22 protein-coding genes and 4 pseudogenes are annotated in these 17,450 nt (G+C 39.2%); 4 read left to right on the plus strand and 22 right to left on the minus strand.

The features are described from left to right. Positions 1-29: 29 nt before the first annotated feature. The 4 genes from tpiA to KUH03_RS11350 form a co-directional block, all read right to left on the minus strand. Complete coding sequence (tpiA, locus tag KUH03_RS11335) at positions 30-797, minus strand: triose-phosphate isomerase (RefSeq protein WP_257093367.1); 768 nt, start codon at positions 795-797, stop codon at positions 30-32. Between the two features lie 12 nt (positions 798-809). Beyond that, positions 810-1,397 carry a hypothetical protein gene (locus KUH03_RS11340; protein ID WP_257093369.1) on the minus strand — a complete coding sequence of 196 codons (588 nt, stop codon included), beginning with the start codon at positions 1,395-1,397 and terminating at the stop codon, positions 810-812. A gap of 33 nt (positions 1,398-1,430) precedes the next feature. Next, the gene (locus tag KUH03_RS11345) at positions 1,431-1,883 is read right to left on the minus strand and encodes a putative sugar nucleotidyl transferase (protein ID WP_257096907.1); all 453 of its coding nucleotides are present in this window, start codon (positions 1,881-1,883) and stop codon (positions 1,431-1,433) included. Between the two features lie 166 nt (positions 1,884-2,049). Further along, positions 2,050-2,298 (minus strand): type B 50S ribosomal protein L31, encoded by a 249-nt coding sequence (locus tag KUH03_RS11350; protein ID WP_077437478.1) that lies wholly within the window; start codon positions 2,296-2,298, stop codon positions 2,050-2,052. A 312-nt stretch (positions 2,299-2,610) separates the two neighbouring features. Here KUH03_RS11350 and KUH03_RS11355 point away from each other — a divergent pair, with 312 nt between their 5' ends. Continuing rightward, positions 2,611-2,862, plus strand: coding sequence for a DUF2853 family protein (locus KUH03_RS11355; protein ID WP_257093371.1), 252 nt, complete (start codon positions 2,611-2,613; stop codon positions 2,860-2,862). Positions 2,863-2,888: 26 nt separating this feature from the next. Here the strand turns inward: KUH03_RS11355 and KUH03_RS11360 are convergent. From KUH03_RS11360 to KUH03_RS11370, 3 genes and pseudogenes are all read right to left on the minus strand, one after another. Next, positions 2,889-3,535 (minus strand): annotated as a pseudogene (locus KUH03_RS11360) (carbohydrate-binding family 9-like protein). A gap of 73 nt (positions 3,536-3,608) precedes the next feature. Beyond that, positions 3,609-4,373 carry a phosphotransferase enzyme family protein gene (locus KUH03_RS11365; RefSeq protein ID WP_257093375.1) on the minus strand — a complete coding sequence of 255 codons (765 nt, stop codon included), beginning with the start codon at positions 4,371-4,373 and terminating at the stop codon, positions 3,609-3,611. Between the two features lie 62 nt (positions 4,374-4,435). Beyond that, the gene (locus tag KUH03_RS11370; RefSeq protein ID WP_257093377.1) at positions 4,436-4,714 is read right to left on the minus strand and encodes a hypothetical protein; all 279 of its coding nucleotides are present in this window, start codon (positions 4,712-4,714) and stop codon (positions 4,436-4,438) included. A gap of 231 nt (positions 4,715-4,945) precedes the next feature. Between KUH03_RS11370 and KUH03_RS11375 the strand changes: the two are divergent. The 3 genes and pseudogenes from KUH03_RS11375 (at position 4,946) to KUH03_RS11385 (ending at position 7,726) form a co-directional block, all read left to right on the plus strand. Further along, positions 4,946-6,291 (plus strand): annotated as a pseudogene (locus tag KUH03_RS11375) (Gfo/Idh/MocA family protein). A gap of 145 nt (positions 6,292-6,436) precedes the next feature. Beyond that, a complete protein-coding gene (locus tag KUH03_RS11380) occupies positions 6,437-7,012 on the plus strand; it encodes a CNNM domain-containing protein (protein WP_257093389.1) in 576 nt (191 codons plus the stop codon). A gap of 264 nt (positions 7,013-7,276) precedes the next feature. Continuing rightward, positions 7,277-7,726, plus strand: coding sequence for a transporter associated domain-containing protein (locus KUH03_RS11385; RefSeq protein WP_257093399.1), 450 nt, complete (start codon positions 7,277-7,279; stop codon positions 7,724-7,726). Positions 7,727-7,812: 86 nt separating this feature from the next. Here the strand turns inward: KUH03_RS11385 and KUH03_RS11390 are convergent, their stop codons facing one another. The 15 genes and pseudogenes from KUH03_RS11390 to KUH03_RS11460 all read right to left on the minus strand — a co-directional run bounded on the left by KUH03_RS11390 (position 7,813) and on the right by KUH03_RS11460 (position 17,441). After that, a complete protein-coding gene (locus KUH03_RS11390; protein WP_306429729.1) occupies positions 7,813-8,256 on the minus strand; it encodes an MFS transporter in 444 nt (147 codons plus the stop codon). 16 nt (positions 8,257-8,272) lie between these two features. Next, positions 8,273-8,455: a hypothetical protein gene (locus tag KUH03_RS11395; protein ID WP_257093401.1), complete on the minus strand. Its 183-nt coding sequence runs from the start codon at positions 8,453-8,455 to the stop codon at positions 8,273-8,275. A gap of 32 nt (positions 8,456-8,487) precedes the next feature. Beyond that, positions 8,488-9,408 (minus strand): peptide MFS transporter, encoded by a 921-nt coding sequence (locus KUH03_RS11400; protein ID WP_257093403.1) that lies wholly within the window; start codon positions 9,406-9,408, stop codon positions 8,488-8,490. A gap of 90 nt (positions 9,409-9,498) precedes the next feature. Next, on the minus strand, positions 9,499-10,359 hold the full coding sequence (locus KUH03_RS11405) for an MFS transporter (protein WP_257093406.1): 861 nt from the start codon (positions 10,357-10,359) through the stop codon (positions 9,499-9,501). Beyond that, positions 10,356-11,009: a peptide MFS transporter gene (locus tag KUH03_RS11410; protein ID WP_257093415.1), complete on the minus strand. Its 654-nt coding sequence runs from the start codon at positions 11,007-11,009 to the stop codon at positions 10,356-10,358. The genes KUH03_RS11405 and KUH03_RS11410 overlap by 4 nt, the downstream gene beginning before the upstream one ends. Before the next feature lie 288 nt (positions 11,010-11,297). Continuing rightward, positions 11,298-12,188, minus strand: coding sequence for a TIM barrel protein (locus KUH03_RS11415; protein WP_257093417.1), 891 nt, complete (start codon positions 12,186-12,188; stop codon positions 11,298-11,300). A gap of 24 nt (positions 12,189-12,212) precedes the next feature. Beyond that, a pseudogene (locus tag KUH03_RS11420) lies at positions 12,213-12,939 on the minus strand ((Fe-S)-binding protein). A gap of 20 nt (positions 12,940-12,959) precedes the next feature. Next, positions 12,960-14,256, minus strand: a pseudogene (locus tag KUH03_RS11430) (MFS transporter). 10 nt (positions 14,257-14,266) lie between these two features. Continuing rightward, positions 14,267-14,875: a D-alanyl-D-alanine carboxypeptidase gene (locus KUH03_RS11435; RefSeq protein ID WP_257093422.1), complete on the minus strand. Its 609-nt coding sequence runs from the start codon at positions 14,873-14,875 to the stop codon at positions 14,267-14,269. Next, positions 14,872-15,255, minus strand: a complete 384-nt coding sequence (locus tag KUH03_RS11440; protein ID WP_257093424.1) for a hypothetical protein — start codon at positions 15,253-15,255, stop codon at positions 14,872-14,874. The genes KUH03_RS11435 and KUH03_RS11440 overlap by 4 nt, the downstream gene beginning before the upstream one ends. A 25-nt stretch (positions 15,256-15,280) precedes the next feature. Further along, entirely contained in the window at positions 15,281-15,583 is a 303-nt protein-coding gene (locus KUH03_RS11445; protein ID WP_257093426.1) for a D-alanyl-D-alanine carboxypeptidase, read from the minus strand. A gap of 124 nt (positions 15,584-15,707) precedes the next feature. Beyond that, the gene (locus KUH03_RS48530; protein WP_373564806.1) at positions 15,708-15,851 is read right to left on the minus strand and encodes a RagB/SusD family nutrient uptake outer membrane protein; all 144 of its coding nucleotides are present in this window, start codon (positions 15,849-15,851) and stop codon (positions 15,708-15,710) included. Between the two features lie 10 nt (positions 15,852-15,861). Then, positions 15,862-16,062, minus strand: a complete 201-nt coding sequence (locus KUH03_RS11450) for a RagB/SusD family nutrient uptake outer membrane protein (RefSeq protein ID WP_257093428.1) — start codon at positions 16,060-16,062, stop codon at positions 15,862-15,864. A 96-nt stretch (positions 16,063-16,158) separates the two neighbouring features. Continuing rightward, a complete protein-coding gene (locus KUH03_RS11455) occupies positions 16,159-17,148 on the minus strand; it encodes a RagB/SusD family nutrient uptake outer membrane protein (protein WP_373564699.1) in 990 nt (329 codons plus the stop codon). A 23-nt stretch (positions 17,149-17,171) separates the two neighbouring features. Then, positions 17,172-17,441, minus strand: coding sequence for a hypothetical protein (locus tag KUH03_RS11460; protein ID WP_257093432.1), 270 nt, complete (start codon positions 17,439-17,441; stop codon positions 17,172-17,174). Positions 17,442-17,450: the final 9 nt, after the last annotated feature.

Here is a 17,450-nt window from a genome sequence, read left to right on the forward strand (position 1 = left end):
ATAACCTCTATGTATTTCATTTCTAAAAATTAGCCGTTAAACACTTTGGCAATATCTATAAAATCTCTCGATTTCAAAGAAGCTCCTCCAATCAAACCACCGTCAATATCTGCCTGTGCAAATAGATCCTTCGCATTGCCCGGATTACAAGATCCACCATACAGGATACTTGTGTTATCCGCTGCTTCTTGGCCGTATTTTTCTGCGACAACCTGACGAATAAACTGATGAACTTCCTGCGCTTGCTCTGGGCTAGCGGTAAGTCCTGTCCCAATCGCCCAAACTGGCTCATAAGCCAATACGACTGCAGCAAAATCTTCACTGGACAAATGGAACAATCCAGCTGTCAATTGTGTTTTAATTATTTCAAAGAAATCACCCGATTCACGTTCTTCTTTTGTTTCGCCGATACAAAATATAGGCGTCAGGCCATGTTTCAGCGCGATATCCACTTTAGCAGCCAACAACGCATCTGTTTCACCAAAATAAGCACGTCTTTCAGAGTGACCTAAGATCACATGTGAAGCACCCACCGATTTTACCTGACCTGCTGAAATCTCACCTGTGTATGCTCCAGACTCCGCCTGATGAATATTTTGTGCACCAATATTCACATTTGCAACATTCTTAGATAATTGCCCAAGACTTGACAAGTGGATGAAAGGGCTACAAACAACCAGTTCCTGATTTCCGATTACCTCATCTTTGGCCATATTGATAATTTCAGAGAATAAACTTAATCCTGATTGATAGTCTAAATTCATTTTCCAGTTACCAGCTACGATTTTCTTACGCATGATTTTTACGATTTAATTATATTTTTTGTTAAGTTGATTCAATTCCCTTATGAGCCGTTCCGGTAATTCCTCATTTTTCGATATATATAGTGCTTCCAGATACGCCATAAACTTATCAAAGTTATAGATCTGTGTATCCCCATTGAACACCCAGGCAAACGACGGTACAAATTTAGCATAAAAACTTGTATCTGCTAGCATACTTGCAATTCCAATTACGGTTCCGGTATTGAAAGATGAGTTGATCCCTACTCGTGTATAGTCACCTATAAAGACACCACACTTCAATAAACCTGTATCTCTAAAGTCTTCCAGTTTATAATCATAAATCGTAACCGTTTTTAGATTGTTTTTTAGATTTGAATTGGATGTTCCTGCGCCGAGATTACACCAGTCACCAATGACCGAACAGCCCAAATAGCCGTGATGACCTTTTGCAGAGAAGTCACCAATAACTGAATTACCCACTTCACCACCTACAACGCTCTGCTTACCAACAGATACATTCCCATAGATGGTTGCGCCCATCTTTACGACAGCTCCCTTCCTAGGTATAAAGGTCCCCGGAGATGCGCCCTTCCATAATTGTAACACCTTCATCAATATAAATGGGTCCAGTGGTCGAGTTGAGTGTCACACACTCCATCGTAACCTGTTCAGCAATGTAAAAATCTGTACCCAGCAGCTGATTTGTCGCAGAGACAGTCGCAGTAGCGGTCTTTTTGCTAAAAGATTGAAATCATTAACAATTTCAGCGCCCGTTAATAAAAACAGATCCTCTGCCCCATTCAACAAAGATATGGTATCATTAGCATCCCTTAGTTTAAAGACACCCTCTCGATGATATCGCCAGGCGAAGACTGTTCCATTTTGTTGTAAGGCATCTCCCGCTTCCATTGCTATAATAGCTTGTAATAAGCCCTCAGATGGAATAATATTCTCGGACAAGCACACAATACCATCTTCCAGAATATCACCTTCAAAAAGCTCTAAATTGAACATTGGGGCCAACCTATTCCATTTCTCTCTTAGCGTCAGTATACCGACACGTAAGTCAAGACAGGATTTAATAAAGGTAAAGGATATAAACTCTTTTTATCAAAAGAAGTCAGCGGGAAAGTGAGCTTATCCAACGGTCGGATAGCATCAAAACAATCTACAAAAAAGATTTTCACAAAATAAAAATAACAAAAAAACCCGACAAATAACATTTATCGAGTTCTTAATATTGTAATATACAGATCTGCTACAATTATTTTTTGTTGTAACGGCTACGGAATTTGTCGATACGTCCAGCAGTATCAACCAATTTCATTTTACCTGTATAGAAAGGGTGTGATGTATGAGAAATCTCTAATTTTACAACTGGATACTCATTACCATCTTCCCACTGAATAGTCTCTTTCGTGTCAACACAAGATTTAGTAATAAAAGCATAGTCGTTTGACATATCTTTAAATACAACTAATCTGTAATTTGAAGGATGCAAATCTTTTTTCATTATTATTATGATTACGTATATTCAATTATTGAGGTGCAAAGATAATTTATAAAAATGTAATTTGCAACAATTGCAAAGAATAATTCGCTGAATTTTTCCACACTTTCAGTTACCGGCACTTAAACGGTTACAAATGTAACAATCTTTATTTATCCCCAAGAATTATTTTGTTTTCCAAGTTTTTTCTCCTAACTTAACTTACTACAATTAAATCATTTACATAATTATGAGCAAATTAGATGAAAAAATTGCTGCATATACTGCAGAATCCAAAAACTTGGTCTATCACTAGATGATGCGTTCATTGCAAAAGTGACAAAAGGAATGGGTCCTTCCATTTACAATGCAGATTCAGAAACTATTGCAGCATCAGATCCCGAGGAGCTTAATCGTGTCAAGCAAAATTTCCTGATCAAAAAATTAGGTCTTAAAGATGGCCCTGATTTAGACAAGGCATTAGAAGAGGTTATTACCACTATTGGTAAATCCAATAAAAATAAATACCGTGTTTTGGTGTATGCTTTATTGGCAAAAAAATTCAAAAAAGAATCTGTTTACCAATAAGCATCAACATTTTAATAATCCAACTTCTATCCAAAAATCAATTCCCCAAAGAATTGAGGTAAATGGAAATTAGGAGTTGGATTATCTACTTTATTCCATGACAGAAAATGCGGATTTTTAGGTTGTCACCACACTTGTAAAAGTTCCCGTGTATTTTCTTCCCTTTCAGATCACTTGTATCATTAAATTTAAAGACAGCCAGTGGAATGACCTGGATCATGCTCCAACGTCTATCCGTACCACTATGCCGTTCAATCATGGAGAATGCCTGCACCGTCTCAATCTCCGCCGCACTGAGCCTGTTTCTCGTTGATTTATCAGGAGTTCCGTAGCCGATCAATCCTGTCCCTATCAAATTAAACTCAATATTATAATAATGCTGACGATCATCAAACGAAACAAAAAGCTCTACACAGCTATCCTCCCATACATTTTGATTCACCTCCGCATAATTTCCACGCAATTGCTCTTCTGCGACGTCAAACTGTAACAGCAATGCTTTTTGCGTGTAACCAATTTTAAATCGCACCTGCGGCTTGTAAGGATACGACTCGCTCCAATTACTATATTCCAATGTATTCCATTCCAAATCTTTGACAAGATCCGAAAGCTGATTAAAATTGTGACTGCCGGTCAAATCTGATGCAATAGGCAGAATGGTTAGTTTCTTCATATACAATAAAGTTAAGAAAAAGAAGCTTCATCATCAGATGGAAGCTTCTCAAAATATTAAAGGTATAAAATCGTTAAATACAATCAAAAATTACCTTTCTCATAAATTCCTCATTCTTTTCCATCTCCTCTACCAATTTCAGCTGTGTATTGGTGCGTACCAAATTATGTTCGTCATATTTGGTTTTATAATAGTGGTCACCCTCGATATAATCGGTCAAGAAACGTACACCTTGCATATAAGGCAACAAAAATGCACCATCCACCAAAGTTTCTTTTTCCAGCGTCGTCAAAAATTCGTTTGCTTCTTCCAAATATCCTTCTGCATAAGCCTTATATAACGAAAGGTTCAGCACGATTTTCGATATATCCTTCTCATCTTCGGCTACGGGATTAATAATGGTACGGATGGCATCCCCAAAATCATAAGCCACATACCCTGGCATAACTGTATCCAGATCGATTACACACTGCATTTTATCATGAACATCCAACAATACATTGTTAAACTTTGTATCGTTATGTGTGATACGTAGCGGCAATGCTCCTTTATTTCCCAAATCCAGAATCGTCTTCATGCGGTCTTCACGATTAAAGATAAAATCCAGTTTATCTTGCACCAGACGAACACGTTGGCAGACATCTTTTGCGATAGCCTTTCTCAGGTTATCAAGTCGGAATTCTACATTATGAAAATTAGGAAGTACCTCTACAATACGGGAAGCATCTAGGTCAGAAAGCTGTTTCTGGAACAGTCCAAAAGCACGTCCACCTTCTGCGGCCTGCACTTCCGTCTCCACGATATCATAACTCTTCGTATCCTCGATCAGGATAAACATACGCCAGTAATTCCCGATACTATCCGTTGTATATAGTTTGCCCTCCAGTGTAGGAATGATCGTCAGAACATGATCACTAACCTGCTTCCTTCGGCAACTTTTACTTTTTTACTAAGATGTTTTGTTACGATTTCAATATTATGCATCAAACCGTCCACATTTGGAAAAACGTGATGGTTAATGCGTTGCAATAAATGCGATATTCCACTATCTATGGAGGTAATTACACGATAAGTATCATTGATATGACCAGAACCAAAAGGCTGCACTGAAATGATATCTCCTTCTAATGTGAATTGTTTTGCTGCGTTCTCTACTACTAATTGGTTAAAATCAGACATTAAACTATGTTTTTAAATCATCAATGTGCTTGCAATATCATAAATTGAATTAATAAATGATAATTTTTATTTCAATCAAACGATTGCATGAAATTTAATAAATTTAAACAATCGTTTGCACTTTCATTTATAGCAAATGAAATAATATATTTGTTGATAAGAGCCAGTCACATAGACGGTTCTTATTGTAAGATAAATAACTAATATACAAACTCCTCATATCTCAAAACAATGGATAGAAGAAATTTCATTAAATCAACTGCCATCACTACCGCTGGAATCGGCGTTCTTTCAAGCACAGACCTATTCGCTCAAACAAACGGGAAGATAAAAATCGGCTTTATCGGGGTTGGCCTTCGTGGACGTAATCACGTTCAGATTGCCTTACATAGAGACGACTTAGAAATTGTGGCAGTATGTGATACACAAGAAGAATCTCTTGCACAATGCCGTAAACAGTTCAATGAAAAAGGCACCAAACTTCCGAAAGAGTATACAGGAGGCCTTGATGCTTACAAAAAAATGTTGAGCAGCGAAAAATTAGATGCTGTTATCATTGCAACACCTTGGCAATTTCACAAAGACCAAGCTATTGATGCCATGAAAGCTGGTTTATATGTAGGTTGTGAGGTTATCGCAGGTTTAACAGTACAGGATCACTGGGATGTCGTAAAAGCTTCTGAAGAAACAGGCAAACCTTATATGACATTGGAAAATGTTGCTTTCCGTCGTGATGTACTTGCTGTATTAAATATGCACAGACAAGGTTTATTTGGCGAATTGTTACATCTTGAAGGTGGATATCAACATGATTTACGTGAAGTTCTATTCAATGATGGAAAGAGTTATTACGGTCATGGTGTAGAATACGGACCTAAAGCACTTTCTGAAGCACAATGGCGTACACAGTTCAACATCGACCAAGATGGTGACCTTTACCCAACACATGGGCTAGGTCCAATCATGCAATTTGTTGACATCAACAAAGGCAATAGATTTACACATATCACATCTTACTCAAGTAAGGCACGTGGTTTGGCGGCTTATGTCAATAAAGTATCCCCAGGACACCCAAATAGTAAGTTAAACTATAAAAACGGTGACATTACACAAACAATGTTACAATGTGCAAATGGTGAAACAATGTTGTTGACACATGATACCCATTTACCAAGACCATATTCTATCGGTTTCCGTGTACAGGGTACAGACGGTATCTGGATGGACGTCGCTAAAGGTATCCATATCGAAGGTAAATCAAAACCCCATACTTGGGATCCGGCAGACGAATGGGTTAAAAAATATGATCACCCTATCTGGAAGAAATATGAAGAATTAGCAACTGGTTCAGGTCACGGTGGTATGGACTGGTTTGTATTCAATGCATTTATCCAAGCTGTAAAACAAAAAGTTCAAACGCCAATTGACGTTTATGATTCAGTAACAATGAGTGCAGTATTCCCACTTTCTACAGAATCGATCAAAAAGGTAATAAAACGTTAGAGTTCCCAGATTTCACAAAAGGAAAATGGAAAACAAAGAAAAATACCTTTATGCTTGACGATAGCGGTATGTAATATCAAAAATACCATAACGAAAGAAGCTGTATCCCGAAAAGATACAGCTTCTTTCGTTATGGTATTTAATATAATATCGATAGTTCTACCATTTAGGCTGCCTTTTTCTTAAATTAGCGTTCACAAACAATTTTTCCATAACATTATGCTCACCGAAGCAATTATAATCTTAGTACTAATCATCTTAAATGGAATCCTATCTGCTTCCGAAATTTCAATTGTTTCCAGCAGAAAGGCGCGCTTACAGGCCGAGAGCGATAAGAATAATCCAGCAGCCAAGATTGCACTGCATCTCAAAGAATCCCCTAACAGCTTCCTATCCACGGTACAGATTGGGATTACGCTAATTGGTATCTTAACAGGTTTCTTTTCGGGTGGTAGCATCTCCACCTACCTGATCGAAGTTTTTAATAAATCGAGCATACTCGCACCCTATAGTCAGGAGTTAGCGGTTGTTTTGGTAGTGCTAATCATTACTTATTTTTCATTGGTTCTTGGCGAGCTGGTACCCAAGCGTATCGGAATGGCTATCCCTGAAAAATACGCCATGTTCATTGCTTACCCCATGAACTTGCTCAGCAAGATTGTCAGACCATTTGTTTGGTTATTGAGCGCCTCTACTGAGTTTATTGTCAAGATCCTCAATATCAAAAGTACGGGAAACAGTGTTACCGAAGAAGAGATCAAGGCATTGGTCGACGAGGGGTCGATAGTGGTGTGATTGAAGGTATTGAACACGATATCGTGGATCGTCTCCTCAGTTTAGGCGACAAAAAGCCATCAATCTGATGACCCACCGCAAGAACATTGTGTTTCTGGATCTTGAAGACAGTTTTGAAGAGAACAGACAGATTATCCTTGACAATGACCATTCCATTTATCCCGTTTGCGAAGGGGACTAGACAATATCAAAGGTGTTGTTCATGTCAAATCGCTGCTTAGACAATGTTTTCAAGACAAACCCTTTAATCTCAGGGAACTTCTGTTGCCGATCAAGTTCGTCAACGAATTCAGTCCGTCATATAGTATTATGAATACACTGAGGACATCGCAGGTGCATCAAGCGGTGGTTATTGACGAATATGGTTCGCCACAGGGTATTATTACACTACGCGATATTGTAGGAGACCTCGTTGGTAACATTACCGAAAGCGACATCAGTGTACGCCCCAAAATGCGTCAACTGGAAAGCGGCGACTATGTTGTCGATGGCCAATATCAGATCGAGGATCTTCTGGATGAATTTGAAATAGGTCTTTCCGAAGAAGATGAGGACGACATCAACAATGTCACGACAGTCGGAGGCTTGGTGTTTTTATTACTGGATCACGTCCCTGAGGAGGGCGAACGTGTACGCTTCAAAAATATGGTATTTGAAGTATTGGACATGGATGGCAATCGTATAGATAAGCTGTTATTAAAAATCGAGGAATAAAACGAAGTTTATCAATTCAATAACAATAAAGGGCCGATCATAATAGATCGGCCCTTTATTGTTATTCTAATTTTAAGACGATTATCTTAGTTGATGCCGTGCATCATCTTTTTCAAGATAGGATTGAAAACGATTAATAATAATGCTGTCACAGCTGGAACGATTGCAAAGATCATGAAGAAATAAGACATCGAATGCTCTGCTGTAATTTTATCAATATACGACCCTAAAAATCCACCGATAAAATTAGCGATAGCTGAAGCACAGAACCAACAGCCAAAAAGTAAGCCTAAAAACTTCTTTGGAGAGAGTTTACTTACATAAGAAAGTCCTACGGGTGACAAACAAAGTTCTCCCGCTGAGTGGAAGAAATAAGCGATAACAAGCCATATCATACTCACTGAAGCTGTTTTAGCTCCCTGTGGAATATCATTTGCACCATAAGCCAGGGCTGCAAAACCAATACCGACCAAGATCAAACCCATCGCGAATTTTACGGGTCCCGAAGGATTCCATATTTTTCCCAGAATTTACTGAAAGAGGATGCTAACGAAATAATAAAAAGGCATTTAATATCTGGAACCAAGAGGCACCAACTTCCGAACCTGTTATACCAATCTCACGAAATACTTTCCATAAGCCCAAGCCCCAGATAATACCAAAGGAAATCGCTGTAAACAAAATCGTCAATGGATATTGTTTATAGATCTTTCTGGCCAGTGCGATCAAGACAATGGTTACAATAATAATGGGAGCGATCGTTAATATTGTATCGATCCATTTAAAAGCAACAGCTGAATCTCCCGATAACACGCGTTGTGTATAATCTTTGGCAAAAATAGACATTGATCCCCAGCCTGTTCAAAAGACAAAAAGAATACAATACTAGCGAGCATAAATATTGTAACGACAATAAGACGGTCTCTAACAACATTTCTAGGGATAATCTCATCAACTTCCTCATTATTTTTAACTTTTTCGTCATGATGAGCCTGTAGAGCTTTGGGAGTATCGCCAATAATTCCGAATATTTTCTGTCCAAAATAGAATTGTAACATTCCAAAAAACATGAAAACCCCTGCTAAACCAAATCCATAGTGCCAACCGATCTTCTCACCAATATAACCACACAAAAGCATTCCCAAAAATGAGCCAGCATTGATACCCATATAGAAAATCGTGTAACCAGCATCTTTCTTTGCGCTTTTATCTGGATATAGATTTCCAACCATTGAGGAAATATTTGGTTTGAACATCCCATTTCCCAAGATCATCAAGAGTAGACCTAAGAAAAAGAAGCCTGAATTGACAGCCTCAAATGCCATGGATAGATGACCCAACGTCATAATCAATGCACCGATCAAGATGGCCTTTTTAAAACCGGTCAATTTATCTGCAATCATACCACCGATCAATGGGGTCAAATAAACAAAACCTGTATATAAACCATATAACTTCATTGCGCGCTCATTGCTCCATTCCCATCCTCCATCAGCGATCGTACTGATTAAAAATAAGGTCAATAGCGCACGCATTCCATAATAGCTAAAACGCTCCCACATTTCCGTAAAGAACAGCACAAATAATCCGGCAGGATGCCCATTTACCATCTTGTCATCTATCCCCTGCTTGGCCAGATGTGCTACAAGAACTTGATCTTTTCTTGATTCATATAATTTCAATAATTGTTTTATAACTCAGGTTTTGTTTTTAATTTGATAAAAATCGCATGAAGATACACTATTTTTCTATGAATTAATCAATCCCATGCATCATCTTTTTATTTTTTTATTACCAAGCAACAGAAATACAGCCGCTATCATAGGTATGACCGTAAACACGGCAAAGAAAAATGACATGGAATGTGATTCGGTTATCTTATCAATGTAAGAACCAATAAATCCACCGATAAAATTAGCGATGGCATTGGCACAAAACCAAAAACCGAATAACAGCCCCAGGAATTTCTTTGGAGACAATTTACTCACATACGACAATCCCACAGGACCGATGCAAAGCTCACCTACTGTATGAAAAAAGTAAGCCAACACCAACCAGATCATACTGACCGAAGCCGTCTTTGCCCCTGTTGGAATCTCTGCACTCCCTATTGCTAAGGCCGCAAACCCAACACCGACCAAGGTTAGCCCCATCGCAAACTTAATCGGGCCAGAAGGGTTCCATACACGCTCCCAGATCTTACTGAATGAAGTTGCTAGCGTTATGATAAAGAAAGAATTGAGCATGGGAAACCAAGACACGGTCACTTCCGAATTCATACCATGATATTCACGGTAAACCTTCCATAGACACAACGACCAGATAATCACAAATGAGATACTGGAAAAGAGTATGATTAAGGGGTATTTACGAATTATTTTCTTCGCCAATACCAATAGTACTCCAGTAATCACAACAATAGGGACGATCGTTAACGCGAAATCTGCCCATTTAAAAATGGTGGCAACTTCTCCGCTCAATACACGTTGGGTATAGTTTTTGGCGAATATGGTCATCGAACCTCCGGCCTGTTCAAAAGCCAAATGGAACACAATACTTGAAAACATAAAAATCGCGATGACCAATAGCCGATCACGTACAATATGCTTTGGCTGTTCATCGTCCCGATTCAATTTTTTCGAAACTGTGCTTTCTTTTTCTGGCGTATTCCTATTTTTCCAAAAATGCGCTGCGCAAAGTAAAACTGCAACATGCCCAGAAACATAAATATACCGGCAAGTCCAAAACCATAATGCCAGCCTATTTTCTCACCAATATAACCGCACAGCATCATGCCCAAAAAGGCACCACCATTGATCCCCATATAGAAAATCGTATATCCGGCATCCTTTTTACCACCCTTATCAGGATATAGTTTACCCACCATAGAAGATATATTGGGCTTGAAAAGACCATTTCCCAGGACAATAAGGATCAATCCCGCCAGAAAGAAATTTTTATTGAATCCCTCCATGGCCATCGAAATATGGCCCAGAGTCATGATGATCGCCCCCACCATGATAGACTTTTTATATCCTGTCAGACGATCCGCAATAATTCCACCAAATAAAGGCGTTAAAAAGACCATCCCCGTATACAGACCGTACAGCTTCATGGCCTCCGAATTTGTCCAGCCCCAGCCATGTTGCGCAATCGTCGAAACCAGAAAGTTTACCAATAGCGCACGCATACCATAATAACTAAAACGCTCCCACATCTCCGTAAAAAACAAGACAAATAATCCAGCGGGATGCCCTTTCACCAATACTCGTTCAGCACCCACTTGATTTAAGTGAGATTCCAGAACAGCATCTTTTCAAAATTCATGTTTTTCTAATCGTTATTTTTCAATATCAGGTAGTGTGATTTCAATTTATCCATTGCTATCCAGACCAAATCGTCCTATGTTCATAGGCCACCAAAGTAGGTGCTGCAATCAAATTAGTCGACACAATAATATGGACAAAATTTAGATTTACTTCAATAGGATATCTCCTATCAATTAAATTCTCGGTTAAAAACAAAGTTCTCTTCAATAGCATGAAAAGAACTTTGTTTATATACTTTTATATTAAATCAATGGACGCAAACGCTCCAATAATTTTTTCGTTGCGAAGATTCCTTCCTCTTCACTCAATTTACTTCCTTCGTACTCAATCCCAACATATCCTTTGAATTTCGCCTTTTTCACGATTTTCAACATACGCTCATAGTCAATTTGAATTTCATTACCATTCGCATCAAAATCATGTGTTTTCGCGCTTACACCATGCGCATAAGGCATTAAGTCTGTCACACCTTGATAACGGTCATATTCATAGAAATTGCCCAAATCAGGTAAGCTTCCACAATATTTGCTTCCTACGGCTTTCAGGGTTTTAGCCAACCAGTCACCATGCGAGGAAATACCACCATGATTTTCAACGATAATACTAATACCTGCTTTTTTTCCGATATCCGACAGCGCAGTTAAACTCTCTACCACACGCTTGCTTACTTCATCAGGCGTACCTTTACCAGCAGCGTTTACGCGGATGGCATGGCAACCCAAAAAGTTCGCCGCAGAAATCCATTTATAGTGATTTTGTACAGCCTGTTTTCTTTTAGTTTCATCTTCGTCACCAAGATTTCCCTCCCCATCAACCATGATCAACACATTCCTTACACCATTATCCTTTGCACGCATGTTCAGTTCAGTCAGGTAATTGTTATCATTAGCCTTGTCTTTAAAGAATTGATTCACATACTCTACACCATAGATACCATATTTTTTTGCAGCTATAACCGGGAAATCCAAATTGTTCAGATCACCTTTAAATAAAGTTTTATGCAATGACCATTCAGCCAAGGAAATGTCAAACCAGTCTTTCTTTGCTACAGCAAAGCTCTCCAATGATGGCGCCAATGCTACACCAGCAGAGGCTAATGCAAGGTTTTTAAGAAAATCTCTTCTAGAATTCATGTGTTTAGATTTAAAGTGTGTTATTTATATATTTCCCCAACCTGTAGTCAGTACATCCACGAGATGCATGGTCTGGATGGGTAATTTATGTTTATCAATATACGCCTGCAGTTGCAACAGGCAAGACGAATCTGTCGAAATAATATAATCAGCATTCAATGCCATGGCATTTCTGACTTTTGTTCCGCCATGGCGGCCGATATCCCATCAAACTTGACAGCAAAACTTCCACCAAAACCGCAACAGGTTTCACTATCTTTTACTTCAACCATTTCCAATCCCAACACCTTGCTAAGTAATTTTCTAGGCTCATCCTTAATCTTGCACTCACGTAGGGCTGAACAAGAGTCATGATACACCCCAACACCTTCCAATTCAGCGCCAAAATAATCCTTTTTCAATACATTGACCAGGAAATCGGAAATCTCCATGACCTGTTGTTGTATTTTATGACACTGGTGGGAATCTGCAGAATTTGCGAACAGATCGCTATAACCATTTCTGACCATACCGGTGCAGGAGGCCGAAGGAGAAATAATGACATGATCTCCCGAAAAATCTTCTAAAAACTTCTTTCCTACCTGCTTTGCATCGTCCAAAAACCAGCATTATAAGCCGGTTGCCCACAGCAAGTCTGATCAGGATTATAACTCACCTCACAACCCACTTTCTCCAATAAACGGATCGTGTTAAAAGCGGTTTCTGGATAAAGCTGATCTATAAAACAAGGAACAAAAAGTTCTACCTTCATATTTAATTCAATCAATAAAATTAAGATTTATTGGATATTAATATCCGCACCAAAAGTAACAATCCAATTACAAAAATAAAGAAAGTACCAGTGCAGAATAGCGAATATTATGTGTGATTTGTTCTATCAGGCCAAAGGAGAACAAGCCAATGACGATAGCCACCTTTTCTGTAACATCATAAAAGGAGAAAAAAGCCGTCGTATCCTTGATATCCGTTGGGATCAATTTGGAATAGGTTGACCGCGATAAAGATTGAATTCCGCCCATAACCAAGCCGACCAATGCGGCAATAATATAAAACTGCATTGCTGTAGCCAAGTAGAATGCAGCGATACAAATTGCAATCCAGATCATCACAACGACAATCAGCACCTTAATATTTCCAAAAAGTTTGGATAGGTATGACATCAAAAATGCACCTAAGATCGCTACAAGTTGAATTAAAAGAATTGTTGCAATTAATCGCTCAGCCCCAGATGAAGAATTTTCTCTCCAAATGAGGATGCGACGATCATCAATGTCTGCACCCCGATCGCGTAGAAGAAAAAAGCGGGTAGAAACTGCTTTATTTCGGGTATACCTTTAATTTTATGGATCACATGGCTAAACTCATCCCGCACATTCTGTACAAAGCTTTTACCGATATTATTGCCCGTGGCTTCAATTTTAGGCAAATATTTAAATGGAATCATGGAAAAGCCCAACCACCACAGTCCCACCATCAGAAAAGAAATCCGGGCAGGCAAAGACGGATCGGTAATACCAAACCACTCCGGTTTCAATACTACGATAAAACAAAGTATCTGTAAGGTCACACAACCGATGTAGCCAAAAGCAAATCCCTGCGCGCTCACCCGATCCTGTTGATCTACAGTTGCTAACAGCGGTAAGTAGGAATTATTAAACAGCACCCCACCAATATAACCCATTGCAGCCAAAGCGAAACAGATAATACCAATCTCCAGGGTATCGAGTTTGAAGAAAAACAGACACATACATGAAATTGCTCCCACATAAGTAAAGAATTTCATAATCGGTTTTTTCAATCCTTTAGCATCCGCATAGGACGATATAAAAGGCAAGGAAAATGACATCAACAAATAAGCCGCTGCCAGAGCAAAATTGGAAAGCGCAGTATTGACAATCTTCAAACCAAAGAATTCAACAACATCACCATTTTCCTTTGTTGTTGTAATTGCGGTATAGTATACGGGGAAAATGGTTGAGGTAATCACGAGGTTGTAAGCGGAATTGGCCCAATCAAACATCGCCCATGAACGAATCAGTTTTTTATTGTTTTTTACAATTGCTTCCATTTAAATTGGCTTAATAAGTTTGACGAATATAAGTAATTATTTTAGCCATTTCTTTACGAATTTCACTTGCGCGATCATCAATATAATTATTATTCATAAAAGAGAAAGCAAGCCGTCTTCCTGACCTTGTGACCAGGTAACCACTTTGGTTATAGACAGACGTAATTGTTCCGGTCTTTGCAAAAACAAAAGGTTCACCCTGGTCTTTACTATAGGTCCTTTTCAGTGTACCATCCACCCCACCGGCAGGAAACAGTCGAAAACGCACCCGCTCATCTGGGATCTTATTTTTCAGAAGTACTAGCAGGTCAACATTATTCTGTGGCGTGACCTTGTTATAGGAAGACAGTCCCGATCCATCAAAAATCGCCACCTCGTTCGAAAAAAACTTATAGACTTTATTTTTCATCCAGTCTCGAACCAGATAGGTATCAAATTGACCATATTGCTTCCAAGAGCACATCATCAAAAATTGTTCAGCGATAAAATTATCACTTGGCAACATCATCTCCCGGATCAGATTTTTGGTCTCTCCAGAATACAATATTTTTGTATCATTTGGCTTTTTATAGGTCAGCAGATTTACCTTCTTGCCTAGTGTATCTGACAGTAATTTCACAAATAGACTATCCGAATAGATAAATGGTACTTCATTAACATAATCGTTTGGCACAGGGCGTTTCGACATCCAAAAACATTGCTCCGAAACGAGCGGGAAAGTTCAAAATCACCTGTTTTAGGTTCAGGTAAAAAATCAAGGTCTTTCTGAAAAATCCCAGGAGAAGTATTTAAATGATTATACCCTCTTTGACGGAAAGTGACCACATTGCCATAAATCGGAAAAGTACTTATCTCAGGCTGATAGTATGCTTCGAAATCCTCCATTGCCCAACCGTGGGCATAGAACTTATTTTTCATTGTTCCGGACACAACATAGATCGTTTTGTTCGTTCTTTTCAGAAAATTATAGACCACCCGCGTATCGAGTCTATTATGCAAAAGGTCGGATCTCCTGTTCCCCAAATCAACAGGGAGTCGCCCTTTCCGCATACTCCAACCCAGGGATGGAGTCACCCAACAGCTCCAACGCGGCATAGGTTGTATACATTTTGGTATTTGAAGCTGGTGTAAAATGCTTATTGCCATTGACGTCCAGGACAAACTTATTGGCATTTAAGTCGTACAGTGAAAATCCATAGAAATGATCATTTAATATTTTGGATTCCTGAAGCATCCGATAGACGTCTTCAAAATCCTGTGACTTTACAATAAGGGTAGAAAATGGGATAAGCCAAAGCAGCAATATCGTGCGCAAGAAATTTTTCATTGGTTCAAACATACAAAAAAGAGCAACAACTCCTTTTCTCCTATTGCCAAAATTAAGATACAAATCATTTAAAACGGCAAAAGGAGGATTGAATACCCTCCTTTTGCTGTCTCTATATCCGGTATTAGTAACCTTGATTTTGTGTTAGGCTACCATTGCTTTTATTGATTTCCTCCTGTGGAATTGGGAAATAAGCATTTTTATCAGCGTATGCTTTGCTCTTAAAGACAGGTAGAATACCGCCTTCAAACTTCGCGTAGTTTGCGATAACCTCTTTGCTATCCCCAACGGACTAAGTCAAAGAAACGGTGACCTTCCATTGCAAGCTCCAATCTTCGTTCAAAACGTACAGCTTTACGCGCCTGATCAGGGCTTGTGAATGCTAGATAAGGTTTAACCTCATATTTCGCTGCGGCAACTCCGCCTCCGGTAGTCTTTGTGGGCACTTTTTGCTGCACGTAACCGAATAGAATTAACATATTTTAAAGCATTTGGGAGATTGCCAAGTTCGACCTCACACTCTGCTGCCATCAAAATTACATCCGCCAATCGAATAATATTTACATCCAAATCGGTCACATATGCTGCACCCGCTTGTGTGTGTGCAGCATGCTGGCTTTTGGAATCATGGTTTTAATACCTGTAAATGGACCTCCATGAGGGCGGCTACCTTCTTCAGGACGTAACCAGGCATCGCCAGGAAACTCTCCATAATCCAAGAAATTAACACCTCGACGCCCTACGGTGTAATCAAGACGTGGATCAAATCTCAAATTCACATCCAATTTATAGTTCGCAATTGCAGTCTTGTCCGTCAACAAGATATCAGATGTATAAGGGTTGGTACGATAGGAATCATCTAACATCGGAAGTCCATTTGCATCTACTTTGTATGCATTAACAAGATCGATGGAAGGTTGGTAGAAACCACAGCAACCAACAGGATTTGTGCCATTCAATCCGCTCAGCATATCTCCTACGTTGGCATTATCACCACCACCATCAGGATTTATGGCATGTTTGGCCACCAGAAGTGCCTCGGGGCCATTTTCCTTATTCACATCATAATTATCTTGGAAAGGCATCGTTGTGATATCTCTGCTACCGATGACGTCCTTAAATAACACCAAAGCTTCAGTATATTTTTTCTGATAAAGGTATAATTTTCCCAAATATGCTTTTGCGGTGCGTTGATCCATTCGTCCTCCTTCCCCATTAATCTTTTGATCTGGGAGATTGGCGATTGCGACCTTTAGATCGCTTTCGATCATCGGTTGTACATCCTTGTCGTTCTTAACAACCTTTGCATCATCGATACTCGTATTTTCATCTACGTAAGGAACATTTTTAAATATACGCCACAGAAAAAAGTAGTAGTGCGCACGCAGCAACTTCGCCTCACCTTCGATTTCTTTCGCGCGTTCGGCTTTAATCGTTTTACCACCAGCTTGATCTTGCTTCAATAAACGGAGCGTAGTATTTGTACGAAGTATACCTTCATAATACACCTGCCACATCGTACTCAAGTTGTCATTAGAGGAAATCGTGGTAAAAGATTCGATCATATTCATATTCGGTTGGTCAGTGATTACCGATCCTTTGTGCGCATTGTCCGATGTAATCTCTCCGAAAATCCATTGACTTGGCGCCGAACCATAGTTCCCCAGGTACCACTTATATTACCGTTCATAATTGCATAGGCACCAATCAAGGTCGCTTCTACGCCTTTCTTACCCTCAATCTGTTCTTCGATTAATTCCCCTTGGGGATTCTTTTCCAAAAACCCTTTACCGCAGCCAAACATGCCTAAAGTTGTCAGTCCTAACAGACTGTATAATAGAATAGTTCTCTTTTTCATTTTAATTGC

Source organism: Sphingobacterium sp. E70 (assembly GCF_019285695.1).
GTDB classification, from domain to species: Bacteria; Bacteroidota; Bacteroidia; order Sphingobacteriales; family Sphingobacteriaceae; genus Sphingobacterium; species Sphingobacterium detergens.

Coding starts and splice junctions, on each gene's coding strand:
- tpiA (WP_257093367.1), bottom strand. CDS start 797: ATGCGTAAGAAAATCGTAGCTGGTAACTGGAAAATGAATTTAGACTAT.
- KUH03_RS11340 (WP_257093369.1), bottom strand. CDS start 1,397: ATGAAGGTGTTACAATTATGGAAGGGCGCATCTCCGGGGACCTTTATA.
- KUH03_RS11350 (WP_077437478.1), bottom strand. CDS start 2,298: ATGAAAAAAGATTTGCATCCTTCAAATTACAGATTAGTTGTATTTAAA.
- KUH03_RS11365 (WP_257093375.1), bottom strand. CDS start 4,373: ATGTTTATCCTGATCGAGGATACGAAGAGTTATGATATCGTGGAGACG.
- KUH03_RS11370 (WP_257093377.1), bottom strand. CDS start 4,714: ATGTCTGATTTTAACCAATTAGTAGTAGAGAACGCAGCAAAACAATTC.
- KUH03_RS11380 (WP_257093389.1), top strand. CDS start 6,437: ATGCTCACCGAAGCAATTATAATCTTAGTACTAATCATCTTAAATGGA.
- KUH03_RS11415 (WP_257093417.1), bottom strand. CDS start 12,188: ATGAATTCTAGAAGAGATTTTCTTAAAAACCTTGCATTAGCCTCTGCT.
- KUH03_RS11445 (WP_257093426.1), bottom strand. CDS start 15,583: ATGAAAAATTTCTTGCGCACGATATTGCTGCTTTGGCTTATCCCATTT.
- KUH03_RS11450 (WP_257093428.1), bottom strand. CDS start 16,062: ATGTTAATTCTATTCGGTTACGTGCAGCAAAAAGTGCCCACAAAGACT.
- KUH03_RS11455 (WP_373564699.1), bottom strand. CDS start 17,148: ATGATCGAATCTTTTACCACGATTTCCTCTAATGACAACTTGAGTACG.
- KUH03_RS11460 (WP_257093432.1), bottom strand. CDS start 17,441: ATGAAAAAGAGAACTATTCTATTATACAGTCTGTTAGGACTGACAACT.